Below are 16,778 nucleotides of genomic sequence, written 5' to 3' on the forward strand. Positions count from 1 at the left end.
CGCGGCGGGCGCCGGGGCAGAATCGTGCGTGGGGAGAGGTTGCATGGACACATCATTGCCGGTGGTGCTGGTGCCCGGTCTAGCCGGGTCGCCGCGGATCTATGCCCAAATCGTGCCGGTGCTGTGGGCGTGCGGGGCGCCGGTCACGGTCGCCAACCACATCCGCGACGACAGCATGGCGGCGATCGCCCGGCGGATTCTCGCCGAGGCCCCGGCCCGTTTTGCGCTCGCCGGGCATTCGATGGGCGGCTACATCGCGTTCGAGATCATGCGCCAGGCGCCGGACCGGGTCGCCAAGTTGGCGCTGATCAACACCCAGGCCCGGCCCGACAGCCCGGAGGCCACCGAGCGCCGCACCCGGCAGATCGGGGAGGCCGAAGCCGGCCGGCTCCATGCGGTGCTGGACGAACTTTATCCCGGCTTCGTCCATCCCTCGCGCCGCGATGACGCTGCGCTACGAGTCATCGTGCACGAGATGGGCGACGACGTCGGCGCTGCGGGCTTCGTCCGACAGCAGCGCGCGATCATCGCCCGCGCCGATTCCCGCCCCACCCTCGGCACGATCCGCTGCCCGACCCTGGTGATCTCCGGCGACACCGACACCACCATCCCGAACAACCTGTCGGAGGAGATGGCCGACGGAATTGCCGGGGCGAAGCTGGTGATCCTCCCCGATTGCGGCCACCTGCCACAGATCGAGCAGCCCGCCGCCACCGCCGCGGCGCTGGCGGGCTGGCTGCGGAACTAGAGTTGTCTGAGGCTACCGAAGCGCCTACATCAGCGGCAGATTTTCCATTTCGTCATTGCGAGCCGAAGGCGAAGCAATCCAGGCTCTTTTCGCGGCCTCTGGATTGCTTCGTCGCTTCGCTCCTCGCAATGAAGCATCGAATACGAAGGAGCCCGACATGCTGCGCGACGACATCAACACCGCCGTGAAAGAGGCGATGAAGGCCAAGGACGAGCGCAAGCTGTCGACGCTGCGGATGGTGAATTCGACCATCAAGAACGCCGACATCGAGGCCCGCGGCCAGGGCAAGCCGCCGCTCAGCGACGGCGACCTGCTCAGTCTGCTGCAGAAGATGATCAAGCAGCGCCAGGAATCGGTCGCGCTCTATGACCAGGGCGGCCGCGCCGAACTCGCCGACCAGGAGCGCGCCGAGATCGCGGTGATCCAGGCCTATCTGCCGCAGCAGATGTCCGACGACGAGGTCAAGGCCGCGATCGACGCCATCATCGCCGAGACCGGAGCCGCCGGCATCAAGGACATGGGCAAGGTGATCGGCGCCCTGAAGGCGAAGTACGCCGGCCAAATGGACTTCGGCAAAGCCAGCGGCTTGGTAAAGGCGGCGCTGACCGGTTAGTTGGCGCAACTACTGCGCGGCTTCATCACCTCCTGTCTCGTCATTCCGGGGCGCGAGCGCAGCTCGCGAACCCGGAATCCAGAAGTTGGGGGGCGCGGCGCCCGCCGCGGATGAACCCATCGAGATTCCGGGTCTGCGTGCTGTCGCACGCATCCCGAAATGACGGTGGTTGTGGCTAAGGACCTTTCAGCGTCATTGCGAGCGCAGCGAAGCAATCCAGAGCCCCGAGCACTGCCTAACCTCTCCCCGCGCGCGGGGAGAGGTCGGATTGCGCAGCAATCCGGGTGAGGGGGCGTCTCAACACGGCCGAGAGTCAGTAGCTTCGATAAGCGAGAGTCAGTGCTCGCGTCGCCCTCACCCCGACCCTCTCCCGCAAGCGGGAGAGGGGGCGCGCTGTGCTTGGTGTCGGCCGTCATTGCGAGGAGCGTGGCGACGAAGCAATCCATGCTGCTCGTGTGGTGCTGGATTGCTTCGCGTAGCTTGTGCTCGGACCGCGCGAAGCGCGGATCCGGGTGCCCGCAATGACGAAATCGCTATCGGAGTGCCCGGCCGCCGTCCTTCAATCCGGTCGCTGACCTCAATGCCCCATCGCCGGCTTCGCGCTCCTGTCGACGCTACGCAGCGACAGAGCGAGCGGGATCATCAGGGCGGCGATCATGCCGAGGGCGACGAAGACGTCGAGATAGGCCAGCAGTGCGGCCTGGTTCTGGACCATCTGGCTGACGATTGCCATTGCGCTGCCGGACTTGCTGCCGGTGGCGTTCTGGGTGCCGAGATAGCCTTGAATTTGCGCCAGCGTGTCGTGCAGCACCGGATTCCACGCGCCGATATGCTCGCTCAGCCGGCTCTGGTGAAATTGCTCGCGCTGCGCCAGCACGGTCTGGCTGATCGAGACGCCGATCGAGCCGCCGAAATTCCGTGCCAGGTTGATCAGTGCCGAGGCCTGGTCGGTCTTGTCGGGCGCGATGCCGTCATAGGATGCGGTGGTGATCGGGATGAAGATCAGCGGCAGACCGATGCCGAGATAGATCCGCGACCAGGCGAAGAACCAATAGTCCGCGTCCGGCGACATGCGCATCAGATCGATCATCGCGCCGCCGGCAATGCAGGCGCCGAGCGCGATCAGCCAGCGCGGCTGGATCGGGCCGAGCCGGCCGACGATCACCATCATCACCATGGTGACGAGACCGCCGGGCGAGATCACCAGACCGGCCAGGGTAGCGGTGTAGCCGAACCGCTCCTGCAACAGCTGCGGCAGGATCTGCGTGGTCGCGATCAACAGCGCGCCGGTCGCCAGCATGATCACGAAGCAGGTGCCGAACTGCCGGCCCGTCAGCATCTTGATGTCGATCAGCGGCCGCTCGCGCGACAGCTCCCACGGCACGAACAGGATCAGCGCTGCCGCCGAGATGATCGCGAACGTGACGATGAAGGCCGAGCCGAACCAGTCGTCGACCTGGCCGCGATCGAGCACCACTTCGAGCGCTCCCAGGAAGGTCGCGACCAGCGCGAAGCCGACGAAGTCGAAATTCAGACCCTTCGCCCACAGCTTGGCGCGTTCCTGACGCTGCTTCTCGGAGGAGGGAATGATCAGATAGATGAGCGCGAGCGTGATCACGCCGACCGGGACGTTGATCAGGAAGCACCAGTGCCACGACAGATTGTCGCTGAGCCAGCCGCCGAGCGTCGGTCCGACCACCGGAGCCACCACCACGGCGATGCCGTACAGCGCGAACCCCTGGCCGCGCTTGGCCGGCGGAAACGCCGCCGCGAGAATCGACTGCGCGACCGGTGTCATGCCGCCGCCGGCGAGGCCCTGCATGATCCGGAACAGCAGCAGCGACTGCAGATTCCAGGCGAACCCGCACAGCAACGAGCTCACCGTGAACAGTGCGATGCAGACCAGGAAGAAGTTCTTGCGGCCGAACATCTGGGCGATCCAGCCCGATGCACACAGCACGATCGAATTGGCGACCAGATAGGTCGTCACCACCCAGGACGCCTCGTCGCCGGACACCGCAAGGCCGCCGGCGATGTAGCGCAGCGCCACATTGGCGATGGTGGTGTCGAGCACTTCCATGAAGGTGGCGACCGACACCAGGATCGCAATCAGCCACGGATTGGCGCCGACATATTCGCCCTGGCTTTCTGCCATCGCGGTCGCCTCACGGCCTGACGGTGACGGTCGGCACCACCGACATGCCGGGGCCGAGTTCGACGTCCGGCGGCTGATCGAAAGTGATCTTCACCGGAATGCGCTGCACCACCTTGACGTAGTTGCCGGTGGCGTTCTCGGCGGGCAGCAGGCTGAAAGCGGTGCCGCTGCCGGCCTGGATACTGTTGACATGGCCCGGATAGGATTTGTCGTAGGCGTCGATGTGAATGTCGACAGGTTGGCCGACCCGCATCAGCTCGAGCTGCGTCTCCTTGAAATTTGCCGTGACCCAGACGTCGAGCGGCACCAGCACCATGATCGCCTGGCCGGGCGAGGCCAGCGCGCCGACCGCGCCGGTCAGCTTGGCAATGCGGCCGTCGGTCGGCGCGCGGAGCTGGGTGCGCTGCAGATTGGCGTCGGCCTGCTCCTTCTGCGCCTGCGCGGCCTGGAGCTGCGCCTTGGCCTGTTCGGCCTTGGCGCGCAGCACGTCGACTTGGCGGTCGGCTGCCAGCTTGGCGGCGTTGGCGGCGTCCAGTGCCGCCTTCTTGGAACGGAAATCGGACTCCGCCTGCTGCGCGCGCTGCACCGTGCCGGCGCCCTTCTGCACGAGTTCCTGATAGCGCTGGTTCTCCTCCACCGAGAAATTGTAGGCGGCCTGCGCCTCCTGGACCTGCTGGTTGGCCTGCTGGATTTGTGCTTGCTGGGCGCCGATTTGGGCCTCAATGTCGGCGATCGACGCCTGCGCCTGGCGGATCTGCGCGGCAGCCTGATCGACCGCGGCCTTGTAGTCGCGTTGGTCGATGGTGGCGAGCAGGTCACCGGCCTTCACCACCTGATTGTCGGTGACGTTGACGCTGGTGATCGCGCCCGACACCTGCGGGCTGATCAGCACCGTGCGAGTGTCGATGAAGGCGTCGTCGCTACTCTCGTAATTGCGGGCATGCAGCCACCACACGATGCCGCCGGCGATTGCGACGGCGATCAGCATCGCGACGATGGCCGAGGCCACCGGATGCCGCCCGATCAACGGCTTCAGGCCGCTCGGTGCGGCCGTTTGCGGGCCGGTTTCACCGCCTGTTTGCTCGGGGGAATCGTCAGTTTGGTTGCGGCGGCGCTGCTCGGTCGGGGGCGGCTGGGCTTCGGAGCGGGCGTCTGCTGGGCGGCGCTCACGATCCGCAAGATCGGAACCGGCGGCGAAGGGGCTGTTCAGGGTTTTCATCAGGAACGCTCTTGGGCGCGGTATCGACCGCGTTCGCGGAACTAACACTGCAGTGCAAAATGGGTTCCCTTGTGAAACTGCAGACCTCACTTGGCCGAATCGCTAAGCCGCAAAACCTTTCTAAATCGGCGCTTTCGCGTCGATTCGGCCATGCAGCCGCGAAAGGCGCACCGGTTGGCGTCTGGCCGCCAACCGTGTTCACGGTGGTGTGAAGCTGGGCGTTCGTGGTCCCCCCAGGGTGGATCAATGCTGTTGGTGCAGTAGCGCAAGGCGGAAAACTGCTGGAATCGGCTCTATCGGCCGCCAGTTTCACGCCTGTTGCGTCGCGAAGTAGTTGTGCGACGCGGCGGGAACTAACTTAATCACATAGCTCGCATCTCATGTCTGTCTGCCAAGTGATTGACGGCCGCTGAAGTGCGGGCCTTAATACACGCAACTAACGATCTAATAATTGATAATGCCAACGAGCCAGGGAGGAGCGACCATGTCGATCTCCGGTAAGGTTGATCCCGTGGTGCGGCCGATTACGATCGGTGACATTGCGGAAGCGTTGGGGCAGGGCCTGCGCGACTTCCAGGCCGCACCACTATACGGACTCGCGTTCGGTGCGTTTTATGCGGCGGGCGGATTGTTGATCATCGCCTGCCTCACTGCCTTCCACATGGTGTATCTGGCGTACCCGCTCGGCGCGGGGTTCGCACTGATCGGGCCGTTCGTCGCGCTCGGGCTTTACGAGGTGAGCCGGCAACGCGAGATCGGGAAGCGGCCGTCATGGCTGCAGATCGTCGGGCTGATGCGCAGCCGCAGTGAACTCGGCTGGATGGCGTTCGTCACGCTGTTCCTGTTCGTGGTCTGGATGTACCAGGTCAGACTGCTGATCGCGCTGTTCCTCGGTGTCGGCGCCTCGTTTGGCAGCCTGCAGGAATTCATCTCGGTGGTGCTTACCACCAACGAAGGGCTGGTGTTCCTGGCGGTCGGCAATTGCGTCGGGGCCGGGCTAGCTTTGGTGCTGTTCTCGCTGACGGTGGTGTCGTTCCCGCTGCTGCTGGAGCGCGACGTCGATTTCGTCACCGCAATGGTCACCAGCGTCCGCGCGGTGGTGACGAGCCCGCTGCCGATGATCGGCTGGGCCGTCACCATCGTGGTGCTGCTGGCGGTGTCGGCGCTGCCGTATTTCCTCGGCCTGATCGTGACGCTGCCGGTGCTCGGCCATACGACTTGGCACCTGTATCGGAAGATCGTCGCGCCGGTTGCCGCCGAGCTGCCTGCGGAGGAGGACATTGAGGCGGCCAGCAAGGTGGTGGTGATGCCAAGGCGCGCCGCGGCGGGCTGACACATTGCGATCGAATGGAGTCGCCGATCGCCTGTTCAGCGATGGGCGACTTCCGCCGCCGCATGGGACTGAGTGTCGAACGGAAGCGGCTGCCCGGTCTCCAGGATGCTCTTTAGGCTCGCCAGCACCATCGGCCAGCCGAAGCTGATGCTCGGCAGCGTCGCGCTGTCCTCGGCGAAGTGCTCGTGCGTAACCGTGAGCTTGACCAGCTCGCCCTGCGGCTCGATCACGTAAGTCACGCGCGACGGTTTCTCCTGACGCATCGCCGGGTCCCACACCGACACCCAATCGTAAGCCAGCCTGCGCGGCGGATCGGCCTCGACGATGGTGCATTTGTTCTTGATCTCGCCGCCGCGCTCCATCGTCATCGCCGAGCCGACGCTCCAGTCCGAGCGAAGCGTGCAATCCATCCAGTAGCGCCGGGTGAACTCGGCATCGGTCAAGGCGTGCCACAGCTTCTCCGGGGTGGTGCGGATATAGGTGACGTAGGCGAATTCCGGCTTACTCATCGCGCGTCTCCAATGTGCGTTTCAGGTCGCCGAGGGCGGCGAGCCGGCCGCGCTCGAATTTCCTGATCCAGCGTTCGCCGATCTCATGGATCGGCACCGGGTTCAGGTAGTGCAGCTTCTCGCGGCCGTGTTTAACCGTCGCGACCAGATTGGCTGCTTCGAGAATTGCCAGGTGCTTGGTCACGGCCTGCCGCGTCATCGCCAGGCCGCCACAGAGATCGCTCAGTGTCTGCCCGTTGCGGGCGTGCAGGCGGTCGAGCAGGGCGCGCCGTGAACTGTCTGCCAGCGCTTTGAAGACCTCATCCATAGACGCGACAATAGGCAACCAGAAGGTTGCGTGTCAAGCCGGGCATCGGCGATGAGGCTTTCGCTGGTCGCCCCCTGGGAACCGGACTGCTATGGTGACAGCGGAATCTCTGCGTGAGTGGGAATGCGATGTCTCTCGAACTGTACCTGACCTATGTCGGCGCCTGCATTGTGCTGGCGCTGCTGCCCGGACCGGTCGTGACGCTGGTGATTGCCAACGGCCTGCGCCACGGCACCCGCGCCGCATTGCTCAACATCGCCGGCGCGCAACTCGGGCTCGGCCTGGTGATCGGACTGGTCGCCGCGGGGTTGACCACGCTGATGGCAACGATGGGCTATTGGTTCGATTGGGTGCGGTTTCTCGGCGCCGCCTATCTGGTGTGGCTCGGCATCGGCCTGATCCGCCGGCCAGTCGAGGGGCTGTCGACCGACCAGCCGCCGCCTCCGCCGAAGGGCGGGTTCTTCCTGCAGGGTTTCCTGGTGCTGCTGTCGAACCCGAAGGTGCTGGTGTTCTTCGGCGCATTCATTCCGCAGTTCGTCGACATGCAGCGCGAGACGGTGCCGCAGGTGGCGCTGCTCGGCGTCACCTTCATGGTGATCGCGGCGATGACGGATGCGGTTTACGCGCTGCTCGCCGGCCGCGCCCGCACGATGTTCGCGGCGGAGCGCACGCGGCTGCTGTCGCGGATCTCTGGCGGCTTCATGATTGGAGGCGGTGTTTGGCTGGCGCTCAGTCGGGCGAAGTGAGCGCCGCGCTTTTCCGTGATTGCGCACCGGCCAAGCCGACGCAGCAATCCGGAACCGGCGATTGCGCGGCGGATCTGGAGTGCGCGGCCTTGGGCTTGCAATGACGCCGGAGCGGCGCGGGACGGCTGCTACCGCAGCCCCTGCTGCTGTTGCAGCTGTTCGGCGATGGTGCTCAGCACCCGCGCCAGCCGCCCGGCCCATTCGACCTGGCCGGCCTCGTCGGTGATCTGATCCTGGCGGATTTCGATGCCCGAGGTAATCAGGCCCCGCGCGGTGCCGTGCACCGGGATGGTGTAGTCGGTGCCGTCGGCGACCGCATAGGGCTGGTTGTCGCCGACCACGAGGTCGGGCTCGCGCCGCAGCTCGGCGAGCAGCAGCGGCGGCAGCACCGAGCAGTCCTGATACAGCGTGCCGATGTGCCAGGGCCGCGCCATGCCGTGATAGACCGGCGTGAACGAATGCAGCGACAGCAGCACGGTCGGCTGGCCGAATATCTGGCGGTCCTCGATCGCAGCCTCGATCCGCTGATGATACGGATCGAAGATCAGCCGCCGCCGTTCCGCCGCCTGCTCGCCGGTCAGCCCGTCGTTGCCGGGGATCGTGGTCGCCTCGCTGACCAGGGGAATCGAGCTCTCCGCGCTCGGCGGCCGGTTGCAGTCGATCACCAGCCGCGAATAGCGCTGCGCGATCAGATGCGCGCCGAGCGCATCGGACACCCGCTCCGCCACCCCGGCGATGCCGACGTCCCAGGCGATGTGCCGCGTCAGCTCGGCTTCGGGCAGGCCGAGATCGCCGAGCTGCGCCGGGATCCTGCGGCCGTAATGGTCGCACACCAGCAGGAACGGCGACTGCCCGTTCGGATTGCGCTCGATCACCGGAGGCTCTCCGGCATCGAGGCTGAGAAAATGATCGCGTACGCCGTCCATTATCACAACCTGCCTATCGACGATTGTCGGCCGAGCCCCGCCAAATCGGTAGCGGATTCGCCGGCGCGGCGTCGAGTTGATTGAACGTTGCCGGCACGACCCGGACATGACAGCCCACCGACGTTTGCGATAGCTTCCGCCGGATATGCTGAAGTCGCGGTGAATGATGTCCGATCGTCTGTTCGTCTACGGCACGCTGATGCGCGGCTACGACCATCCGATGGCCCGGCTGCTATCGTCGAATGCCGACTTTCTCGGGGCGGCCTCGATCCCGGGCCGGCTTTATCTGGTGCGGCACTATCCGGGGCTGGTTCTCTCCGACGATCCCGCCGATCGCGTCCATGGCGAGGTGTTCCGGCTGCATCGGCCGGAACAAGTGCTGGCGCAGCTTGACGATTACGAAGGCTGCGGACCGTCGGATCAGCGTGCGGAATACCGGCGCGAAGTCGCCCAGGTGACACTGGACAGCGGCACCGAGCTCGACGCGTTTGTGTATTATTTCAATTGGGATGTGGCGCGGCTGCCGCGCATCGTCTCGGGGCGCTACCAGCCGGAAGCGTTTTCCGGCTGATCGCGTAGCGCGGCTCGGTGCAGCCGTTAAGGTCCTAGCCGGTGAGGTGCAGCTCGATCCGCGCATTAGCGGCGAGCGGCAGCAGCGTCAGCCAGTCCGGATCGCCCGGCTCGGTGAGGCAGAAGCTCGGGAAGTCGTAGGCTTCAACGGACGCGGTGGCGATGTCGAGGACATGGCCGCAGTCGTCACATTTCCAGGAATGGATTTCGTACACACCGTCGACGGCTTCCACGCCGAGCGACGTCATCTGCGCATTGCAATGGGCACACGTAGCCATGATCTGGCTCCTATCGTTTGAACGCGGCTTCCCGAAAGGTCGGGAACGACGCGGGCGAGCCCTTGGAACCTTGGCTGATCGTTCTCCCCGACTCCCCTGTATCGCGCAGGGTGCGGCAGTTCATTCCCGCTTTCGCGGTGCAGCAATGAGCTGGATCAAACCTGCTCCGCTTGCGAGTTGTCGCGGGTTTACAGGGGTATTCTTCATCCCGCAATGCGAAATATTGCGAGGTGATGACGTGCGTGTGCAACCTCGTCGGTACACGTAAATGCAACCATCGGCTGCCGACGCAGCTGGTTCGCGCGCGGCTATCCGGCTGAACGAGCGTCTTTTCTGATCGCGATCCGCCTGTGAATCACCGGGACAACTTCGGCCCCTTTAACCCATCCAGGTCCGGAGCCTATATCCATGGTCGGTTGGCGCCGCCGCTGAGCGCTGTTTCCCTGAGCCCGTAACTCCCGAGCCCCATGCGCTTCTCGCCGCAGTTCCTCGACGATCTGAAAGCCCGGCTGGCGGTGTCGGAGGTGGTCGGCCGTCGCGTCAAGCTGAAGAAGGCGGGGCGGGAGTGGAAAGGGCTGTCGCCGTTCCAGCAGGAGAAGACGCCGTCGTTCTTCGTCAATGACGAGAAGCAGGCGTGGTTCGACTTCTCGTCCGGCAAGAACGGCTCGATCTTCGACTTCGTGATGCAGACCGAGGGCGTCGACTTTCCCGAAGCGGTAGAGCGGCTGGCGGCGATGGCCGGCATGGCGCTGCCGGTGCAGTCGCCGGATTCGGCGCGGCAGGAGCAACGCCGCAAGTCGCTGTACGACGTGATGGAGCTGGCGGCGAGTTACTTCGCCGACAATCTCGCCTCGCGCGCCGGCGCCCGCGCACGCGGTTATCTCGCCGACCGCGCCGTCATGCCGGGCACCCAGGTCAAGTTCCGGCTCGGCTACGCATCGAACGAGCGCTACGCGCTGAAGGAGCATCTCGGCAAGCACGGCGTGCCGGTGCCCGACATGATCGAGGCCGGGCTACTGTCGGCGGGCCCTGATATCCCGGTGCCGTTCGACAAATTCCGCGACCGGGTGATGTTTCCGATCACCGACCTGCGTGGCCGAGTGATCGCGTTCGGCGGCCGGGCGCTGGAGAAGGACGTCGCGGCGAAGTACCTGAACTCGCCGGAGACGCCGCTGTTTCACAAGGGCGACAATCTCTACAACCATGCGCCCGCGCGCAAAGCCGCGCATGACGGCGGCGCGGTGATCGTGGTCGAGGGCTATGTCGACGTCATCGCGCTCGTCACCGCCGGCTTCCCTGCCACCGTGGCGCCGCTCGGCACCGCGCTGACCGAGGCGCAGCTGCAGCACCTCTGGAAGATGGCCGACGAGCCGATCCTGTGCTTCGACGGCGACCGCGCCGGCCAGAAGGCGGCGTATCGCGCCGCCGACCTGGCGCTGCCGCATCTGAAGCCCGGCAAGAGCCTGCGCTTTGCGCTGCTGCCGGAAGGCCAGGACCCCGACGATCTCGCCCGCGCCGGCGGCCGGCTCGCGGTCGAGGAGGTGATCCGTGCGGCGCGGCCGCTGGCGGATATGCTGTGGGCGCGGGAGACCGAGGGCGGATTATTCGCCACGCCCGAGCGCCGGGCGGCGCTGGAGGCGCGGATCAACGAATTGTCGAACGGCATCCACGACGAGGTGGTGCGGCGCTATTATCGCCAGGACCTGATCGAGCGGCTGCGCGCGACGTTCGCCCCGCAGGGCGGCTATGGGGGCGGTGGCGGCTTCCGCGGCGGCGGGGGCGGCGATTCGGGGCGGCGGTTCGCCCCGCGCGGAGGTTATCCACAAGGCGGCGGCCGGTTTGCCCCGCGCGGCGCGCCGGGCGGGTCCGCTTCGTTGCTCGGCCGCGGCCCCTACCAGATTGCCAGCCCGGATCTGATTTCGAGCCCGATCATGCGCGGCCAGCGCTCGGCGATGTCGCGCCGCGAGGCCCTGATCCTGATCACATTGCTCAACCACCCCTGGCTGCTCGACGACCATCTGGAGGAAATCGCCGCGCTGGAATTCGCCCACCCCGAGGCGCACCGGCTGCGGGCGGCGATCATCGCCGCCTTCGCCCAGCATCATCACCGCACCGACGATCCGGCCGAGCAGGCCGAGAAGCTCCGCGCCGATTTGGTTAAGGCAGGATTATCCGAGCAATTGCAGCGGGTTGAGCGGGCGATCACGACCTCCGCGGTATGGGGGGCAGGGCCGAAGGCGGCGCGCGAGGACGTCCTTTCGACGTGGCAGCAACTCGTTGCCTTGCATCGACAATCTCACTCCTTACTTAGGGAATTGAAGGATGCCGAGCTGGCGCTGGGTGAGGACGGCAGCGAGGCGAACGTGCAGTGGTTGAACGACGTCAAGGCGCGCTTGGCACAGGTCGATGGGACCGAGGCGCTGATCGAAGGTTTCGGCGAATCATCCGGCCGGTTCCAGCGCAGCGTCTGAGGCGGTTGGGCCTCGGCTGGGGCGGTCGGCGAGTCGAAAAGACTCGCAAATCCCCTGAATTCGCTGCAAAAACAGGGTTAGTAAGGGCTTAACGGCATTTCGGTTAAAAGGCCTTCGGGCGACCAATTTGGGTGACCAGCGAGCGGGATCGTGTGGGGTGGTGCAGGCTGGCGCCGCCCTTTGCGCGTCTCACCCAGCAAGGCAAGTTTTCATGGCGGCGCGGTGACGCCTCGTCCGTGAGCGCGTTCAGGAGCAGTGGATGGCCAGCAAGGCGAAGACGGTTCAGGTGCAAGACAAGGACAAGGACGACAAGGTAGACGCGCCGGAGAAGGACACCGTCGACGCTCCCTCGCCGCTCCTCGACCTGTCGGACGCGGCCGTCAAGAAGATGATCAAGCAGGCCAAGAAGCGCGGCTTCGTCACCTTCGATCAGCTCAACGAAGTGCTGCCTTCCGACACCACGTCGCCGGAGCAGATCGAAGACATCATGTCGATGCTGTCCGACATGGGCATCAATGTGTCCGAGGCGGAAGATACCGAGGCCGAAGAGGAAGAGGCCAAGGAGGAAGCCGACGAGGAGCTCGACAACGATCTGGTCGAAGTCACCGCCAAGGCCGTCACCGAGACCAAGAAGTCCGAGCCCGGCGAGCGCACCGACGATCCCGTCCGCATGTACTTGCGCGAGATGGGCACCGTCGAGCTGCTGTCGCGCGAGGGCGAAATCGCGATCGCGAAGCGGATCGAAGCCGGCCGCGAGGCGATGATCGCAGGGCTGTGCGAAAGCCCGCTGACGTTCCAGGCGATCATCATCTGGCGCGACGAACTCAACGAAGGAAAGATCTTCCTTCGCGACATCATCGACCTCGAAGCGACCTACGCCGGCCCCGAGGGCAAGAACAATATCGGGAACGACAGCGAGGAAGCCTCGGCCGAAGGCGAGGGCGGTGCGCCCGCGCACGCCGCGCCGCCGGCCGCTCCGGCCGCCGCCACCCCGTTCCGTCCGGCGCAGCAGCGCGGCGCCGCGCCGGCCGAATCCGGCGAGGGCGGCGAAGGCGCGTCGGAAGGCGACGGCGACGACGACGAGTTCGAGAACCAGATGTCGCTCGCCGCGATCGAGGCCGAGCTGAAGCCGAAGGTGGTCGAGACCTTCGACAAGATCGCCGACAACTACAAGAAGCTGCGCAAGCTGCAGGAGCAGGACATCGCCAACCAGCTGCAGAACGAGCAGCTGTCGCCGTCGCAGGAGCGCAAGTACAAGAAGCTCAAGGACGAGATCATCGTCGAGGTGAAGTCGCTGCGCCTCAACCAGGCCCGTATCGATAGCCTGGTCGAGCAGCTCTACGACATCAACAAGAAGCTGGTGTCGTTCGAGAGCCGGCTGATGCGGCTGGCCGACAGCCACGGCGTCGCCCGCGACGACTTCCTGCGCAACTATCAGGGCTCGGAGCTCGATCCGCGCTGGCTCAACCGGGTGTCGAAGCTCTCGGCCAAGGGCTGGAAGAACTTCGTCCACCACGAGAAGGACCGCATCAAGGACCTGCGCCAGGAAGTGCAGTCGATGGCGGCGCTGACCGGCCTCGAGATCGGCGAGTTCCGCAAGATCGTGCACTCGGTGCAGAAGGGCGAGCGCGAAGCCCGTCAGGCCAAGAAGGAAATGGTCGAGGCCAACCTCCGCCTCGTGATCTCGATCGCCAAGAAGTACACCAACCGCGGCCTGCAGTTCCTCGATCTCATTCAGGAAGGCAACATCGGCCTGATGAAGGCGGTCGACAAGTTCGAGTATCGCCGCGGCTACAAGTTCTCGACCTACGCCACCTGGTGGATCCGGCAGGCGATCACGCGCTCGATCGCCGACCAAGCCCGCACCATCCGCATCCCGGTGCACATGATCGAGACGATCAACAAGATCGTGCGCACCTCGCGGCAGATGCTCAACGAGATCGGCCGCGAGCCGACCCCGGAAGAGCTCGCCGAGAAGCTCGGCATGCCGCTGGAGAAGGTGCGGAAGGTCCTGAAGATCGCCAAGGAGCCGCTGTCGCTCGAAACCCCGGTGGGTGATGAAGAGGACAGCCATCTCGGCGACTTCATCGAGGACAAGAACGCGGTGCTGCCGATCGACGCCGCGATCCAGTCGAACCTGCGCGAAACCACCACGCGCGTGCTCGCCTCGCTGACCCCGCGCGAAGAACGCGTGCTGCGCATGCGCTTCGGCATCGGCATGAACACCGACCACACGCTGGAAGAAGTCGGCCAGCAGTTCTCGGTGACCCGCGAGCGCATCCGTCAGATCGAGGCGAAGGCGCTGCGCAAGCTGAAGCATCCGAGCCGGAGCCGGAAGCTGCGGTCGTTCCTCGATAACTGACGAGAGTAGGGTGGGCAAAGACGCTGTTGCGCCGTGCCCACCTTCCACGCCTGATGAAGCCGAGGCCAAGCCGATGGCATCGAAGCGGCAGCTGATCGAGGTCGACGAGACCACCGCAACCCGTCTTCGCGAACGCGCCGACGCGCAGGGCATCTCGGTCGCCGAAGTGGTCGCCGGCCTGACAGCGCTGGCCGAGAGTCCTGTCGAAATTTCCCCCGAAGACCTCGCCGAACTCGATCGGCAATGGGCGGCGATTCAGTCTGGCGAAGAGGGAGTGGTCCCTCATGATCAGGTCGCGCGCTGGCTCGAGACTTGGGGCACGCCGGACTACAAGCCGTTTCCGGTGAAATGAAGCGCCCTGTGCCATGAAGCTCTCGTGGTCGAGGGCTGCGCTTGCCGACCTGAACCGCTTTGCGGCTTTTCTTCAGGATCATCATCCCGCCCTGGCCCGGCGCATCGGCGCCGAAATTTTAAAGCGGGCGGAAGTCCTCAGCGACTACCCGGAATTTGGCCGCCCGATCCGCGATAGGGATTTTCGCGAGCTGGTCCTTCCGGTCATGGGCGGGACCTACGTTCTTCGTTATGCCTACGGCGCCAACGGCGTCGTCATCCTGCGCGTCTTCCACAGCCGCGAACAGCGCGACACCTAGGCCGTCCAAATACGAGGAGTCGTAGTAGGGTGGGGTAGGCGCAGCCGTAACCCACCATCTTCACCCACGGCGTATGACGCCGTCGGCTTATGCGCCCGACGGGCTGCCGGTGCCGTTGCGCCGCGAGACGTACTCTCGCACCACGCCTGCCTCCCGCCGCAGCGCGCTCCCTCTCCCGCTTGCGGGAGAGGGCTGGGGTGAGGGCGACGCGCGTATTGATTCGGTAATCTGGAACGGAGACCCCTCGCCCGGATCGGCACTCCGCGCCGTCCGAGCACAGGCTCCACGGATACCCGGCTGGGGGCCACGCGTCGCAGAGCCCGCGGGTCGCCAACCCCGCCCCTCCCTGCAACGGGGAGGGAAGAAGGAGGCAGCTGCGGAGCTACTTGTAAAACCGAGTGTCTGGCCAGCGAACGACGAAACGATTGCAAAGGCGGCGTAATCCAGACCTTTTTGCGTGTAGCGGCAGGCTCTCATGCTGTTAGTCGTCAGGCCATTGTCACGTTTGTAGCGAAGGTCTTCCGCTATGCCAACAATTGCCTGGTTCTACGGTATTACTATCCAGATGTACTACGACGACCACGAGCCACCGCATTTCCATGCGCGGTATGGCCGAGCCAAGGCCTTGGTCCGATTGTCGGATGGGGTGATCATGGCAGGCGAATTGCCTCCGGTCGCAAGCCGGATGGTTCGCGATTGGGCGCTGGCGCGCCGATCCGAATTGCAGGATAATTGGCGACGTGCCCGAGCTTATCGCCCGCTGGAAAAGGTGCCGGGTCCCGATGACGACGAATGATTGGCCGATGGTCGAGGTATTGCGCCTCAAGGCGCTGGATGACCGCCGTTTGTGGCTGCGCTTCACCGACGGCAGCGAAGGCGTGCGCGATCTGTCGGATGTCCTGAGCGCCGATGGGCCGATGCTGGCGCCGCTCCGCGATCCCGCTTACTTCGCCCGTGCCTTCGTCGAGATGGGTGCACCGACCTGGCCCAACGGCTTCGACCTCGACCCGATCCAGCTCTATGTCGAACTCCGAGACGCGGGCGAATTGTCCCGCGTAGCTGCGGAATAAGCGCCGTCGGTTGGATTAGGCGAAGCCGTAACCCACGATCTTCGAGAGCGGCGGATTACGCCTTCGCTCGTCCGCCCGCCGGACTCGCAACCCGTCGTCCCCGCGAACGCGGGGACCCATAACCCCTGGCCTGACAGTCGAACGAACGGCCTCCGCCACACCGCCTCTGGCGAGCCGCTGCGGCGATCGATCCCCGCCTGCGGGGATGACGAGTCGAGAGGCGCCGGAAAGCCGCGGCCCGGTGCCCGGATGAGCGAAGCGACATCCGAGACGACGAACAGTCCCCGGATATCGCTACGCTCATCCGGGCTACGCTTGCTGGTTGCGTACGTTTTCCACAGGTTTCTATAAACGAGTGATATGGCTTCCCTGTCTAAGCGATAATAAAAAAATCTGCATGGTTTTAAGGTTATGGGCCTAGCGATCACGAACGTGACGATTGGGCACTATTAGGTTTGGCAAACCTGAATCTTATCCGTTTTGTCCCTCTTGCCATCTCCAGAAATTTCGTGCGTAAGAGTCTTTGCTTCGCGCAGCTGATTGCTTCTTTGAATGGAGAGCTGCGCCATGAACCAACCGCCTAAATTCCAGATCCGCTTTTGGAAGATCGACGTCAGTGCCGAAGGGGTGCTTGGCATCTCAGCGGCATGTTTCCTTGTCATCTTTCTCGTCGCGGCGTACCGATGGTTATAAGTCTGTAACTCACCGCCCCTATTCGAGGCGGATTGCGCCTTCGGTTAATTGTACTGAGTCACAAGGTCGCGGGCCTGTGAGGTAGGACTCAAGTATTTATTGAGATTCAGATTTTGGCAGATGGAGGC

At 64.7% G+C, this 16,778-nt stretch carries 17 protein-coding genes; 11 read left to right on the top strand and 6 right to left on the bottom strand.

All coding sequences use genetic code 11. The annotated features are described in order from the left end of the window. Positions 1-43: 43 nt before the first annotated feature. Entirely contained in the window at positions 44-748 is a 705-nt protein-coding gene (locus tag DNX69_RS22335) for an alpha/beta fold hydrolase (protein WP_110788176.1), read from the top strand. Between the two features lie 157 nt (positions 749-905). Beyond that, on the top strand, positions 906-1,361 hold the full coding sequence (locus tag DNX69_RS22340) for a GatB/YqeY domain-containing protein (RefSeq protein ID WP_110788177.1): 456 nt from the start codon (positions 906-908) through the stop codon (positions 1,359-1,361). 577 nt (positions 1,362-1,938) lie between these two features. Here DNX69_RS22340 and DNX69_RS22345 read toward each other — a convergent pair. Both DNX69_RS22345 and DNX69_RS22350 read right to left on the bottom strand, forming a co-directional pair. After that, the gene (locus tag DNX69_RS22345; protein ID WP_110788178.1) at positions 1,939-3,516 is read right to left on the bottom strand and encodes a DHA2 family efflux MFS transporter permease subunit; all 1,578 of its coding nucleotides are present in this window, start codon (positions 3,514-3,516) and stop codon (positions 1,939-1,941) included. A gap of 10 nt (positions 3,517-3,526) precedes the next feature. Then, the gene (locus tag DNX69_RS22350) at positions 3,527-4,735 is read right to left on the bottom strand and encodes an HlyD family secretion protein (RefSeq protein ID WP_110788179.1); all 1,209 of its coding nucleotides are present in this window, start codon (positions 4,733-4,735) and stop codon (positions 3,527-3,529) included. 484 nt (positions 4,736-5,219) lie between these two features. Here DNX69_RS22350 and DNX69_RS22355 point away from each other — a divergent pair, with 484 nt between their 5' ends. Next, positions 5,220-6,068 carry a DUF2189 domain-containing protein gene (locus DNX69_RS22355; RefSeq protein ID WP_110788180.1) on the top strand — a complete coding sequence of 283 codons (849 nt, stop codon included), beginning with the start codon at positions 5,220-5,222 and terminating at the stop codon, positions 6,066-6,068. A 35-nt stretch (positions 6,069-6,103) separates the two neighbouring features. On the opposite strand, the gene DNX69_RS22360 is transcribed toward DNX69_RS22355, so the two are convergent. Continuing rightward, positions 6,104-6,577 carry an SRPBCC family protein gene (locus DNX69_RS22360; RefSeq protein WP_110788181.1) on the bottom strand — a complete coding sequence of 158 codons (474 nt, stop codon included), beginning with the start codon at positions 6,575-6,577 and terminating at the stop codon, positions 6,104-6,106. Continuing rightward, positions 6,570-6,884: an ArsR/SmtB family transcription factor gene (locus DNX69_RS22365; RefSeq protein ID WP_110788182.1), complete on the bottom strand. Its 315-nt coding sequence runs from the start codon at positions 6,882-6,884 to the stop codon at positions 6,570-6,572. Before DNX69_RS22365 ends, DNX69_RS22360 begins: the two co-directional genes overlap by 8 nt. Before the next feature lie 128 nt (positions 6,885-7,012). Between DNX69_RS22365 and DNX69_RS22370 the strand changes: the two genes are divergently transcribed. Then, the gene (locus tag DNX69_RS22370) at positions 7,013-7,630 is read left to right on the top strand and encodes a LysE family translocator (RefSeq protein WP_110788183.1); all 618 of its coding nucleotides are present in this window, start codon (positions 7,013-7,015) and stop codon (positions 7,628-7,630) included. Positions 7,631-7,758: 128 nt separating this feature from the next. On the opposite strand, the gene DNX69_RS22375 is transcribed toward DNX69_RS22370, so the two are convergent. Further along, positions 7,759-8,556 (bottom strand): N-formylglutamate amidohydrolase, encoded by a 798-nt coding sequence (locus DNX69_RS22375; RefSeq protein ID WP_110788184.1) that lies wholly within the window; start codon positions 8,554-8,556, stop codon positions 7,759-7,761. Between the two features lie 163 nt (positions 8,557-8,719). On the opposite strand from DNX69_RS22375, the gene DNX69_RS22380 reads away from it, so the two are divergent. After that, positions 8,720-9,127, top strand: coding sequence for a gamma-glutamylcyclotransferase family protein (locus tag DNX69_RS22380; protein ID WP_110788185.1), 408 nt, complete (start codon positions 8,720-8,722; stop codon positions 9,125-9,127). Between the two features lie 34 nt (positions 9,128-9,161). On the opposite strand, the gene DNX69_RS22385 is transcribed toward DNX69_RS22380, so the two are convergent. Further along, on the bottom strand, positions 9,162-9,404 hold the full coding sequence (locus DNX69_RS22385; RefSeq protein ID WP_110788186.1) for a hypothetical protein: 243 nt from the start codon (positions 9,402-9,404) through the stop codon (positions 9,162-9,164). 467 nt (positions 9,405-9,871) lie between these two features. On the opposite strand from DNX69_RS22385, the gene dnaG reads away from it, so the two are divergent. From dnaG to DNX69_RS22420, 6 genes are all read left to right on the top strand, one after another. Then, complete coding sequence (dnaG, locus tag DNX69_RS22390) at positions 9,872-11,875, top strand: DNA primase (protein WP_110788187.1); 2,004 nt, start codon at positions 9,872-9,874, stop codon at positions 11,873-11,875. Between the two features lie 259 nt (positions 11,876-12,134). Then, positions 12,135-14,237, top strand: coding sequence for an RNA polymerase sigma factor RpoD (gene rpoD, locus DNX69_RS22395; protein WP_110788188.1), 2,103 nt, complete (start codon positions 12,135-12,137; stop codon positions 14,235-14,237). A 10-nt stretch (positions 14,238-14,247) separates the two neighbouring features. Then, positions 14,248-14,589, top strand: a complete 342-nt coding sequence (locus tag DNX69_RS22400) for a hypothetical protein (RefSeq protein WP_234827050.1) — start codon at positions 14,248-14,250, stop codon at positions 14,587-14,589. A gap of 13 nt (positions 14,590-14,602) precedes the next feature. After that, a complete protein-coding gene (locus DNX69_RS22405; protein WP_110788190.1) occupies positions 14,603-14,887 on the top strand; it encodes a type II toxin-antitoxin system RelE/ParE family toxin in 285 nt (94 codons plus the stop codon). 526 nt (positions 14,888-15,413) lie between these two features. Then, positions 15,414-15,683, top strand: coding sequence for a DUF4160 domain-containing protein (locus DNX69_RS22415; protein ID WP_110788192.1), 270 nt, complete (start codon positions 15,414-15,416; stop codon positions 15,681-15,683). Beyond that, positions 15,670-15,957 (top strand): DUF2442 domain-containing protein, encoded by a 288-nt coding sequence (locus DNX69_RS22420; RefSeq protein WP_207803176.1) that lies wholly within the window; start codon positions 15,670-15,672, stop codon positions 15,955-15,957. Before DNX69_RS22415 ends, DNX69_RS22420 begins: the two co-directional genes overlap by 14 nt. Positions 15,958-16,778 lie beyond the last annotated feature (821 nt).

The organism is Rhodopseudomonas palustris, assembly GCF_003226555.1.
Lineage (GTDB): Bacteria > Pseudomonadota > Alphaproteobacteria > Rhizobiales > Xanthobacteraceae > Rhodopseudomonas > Rhodopseudomonas palustris_I.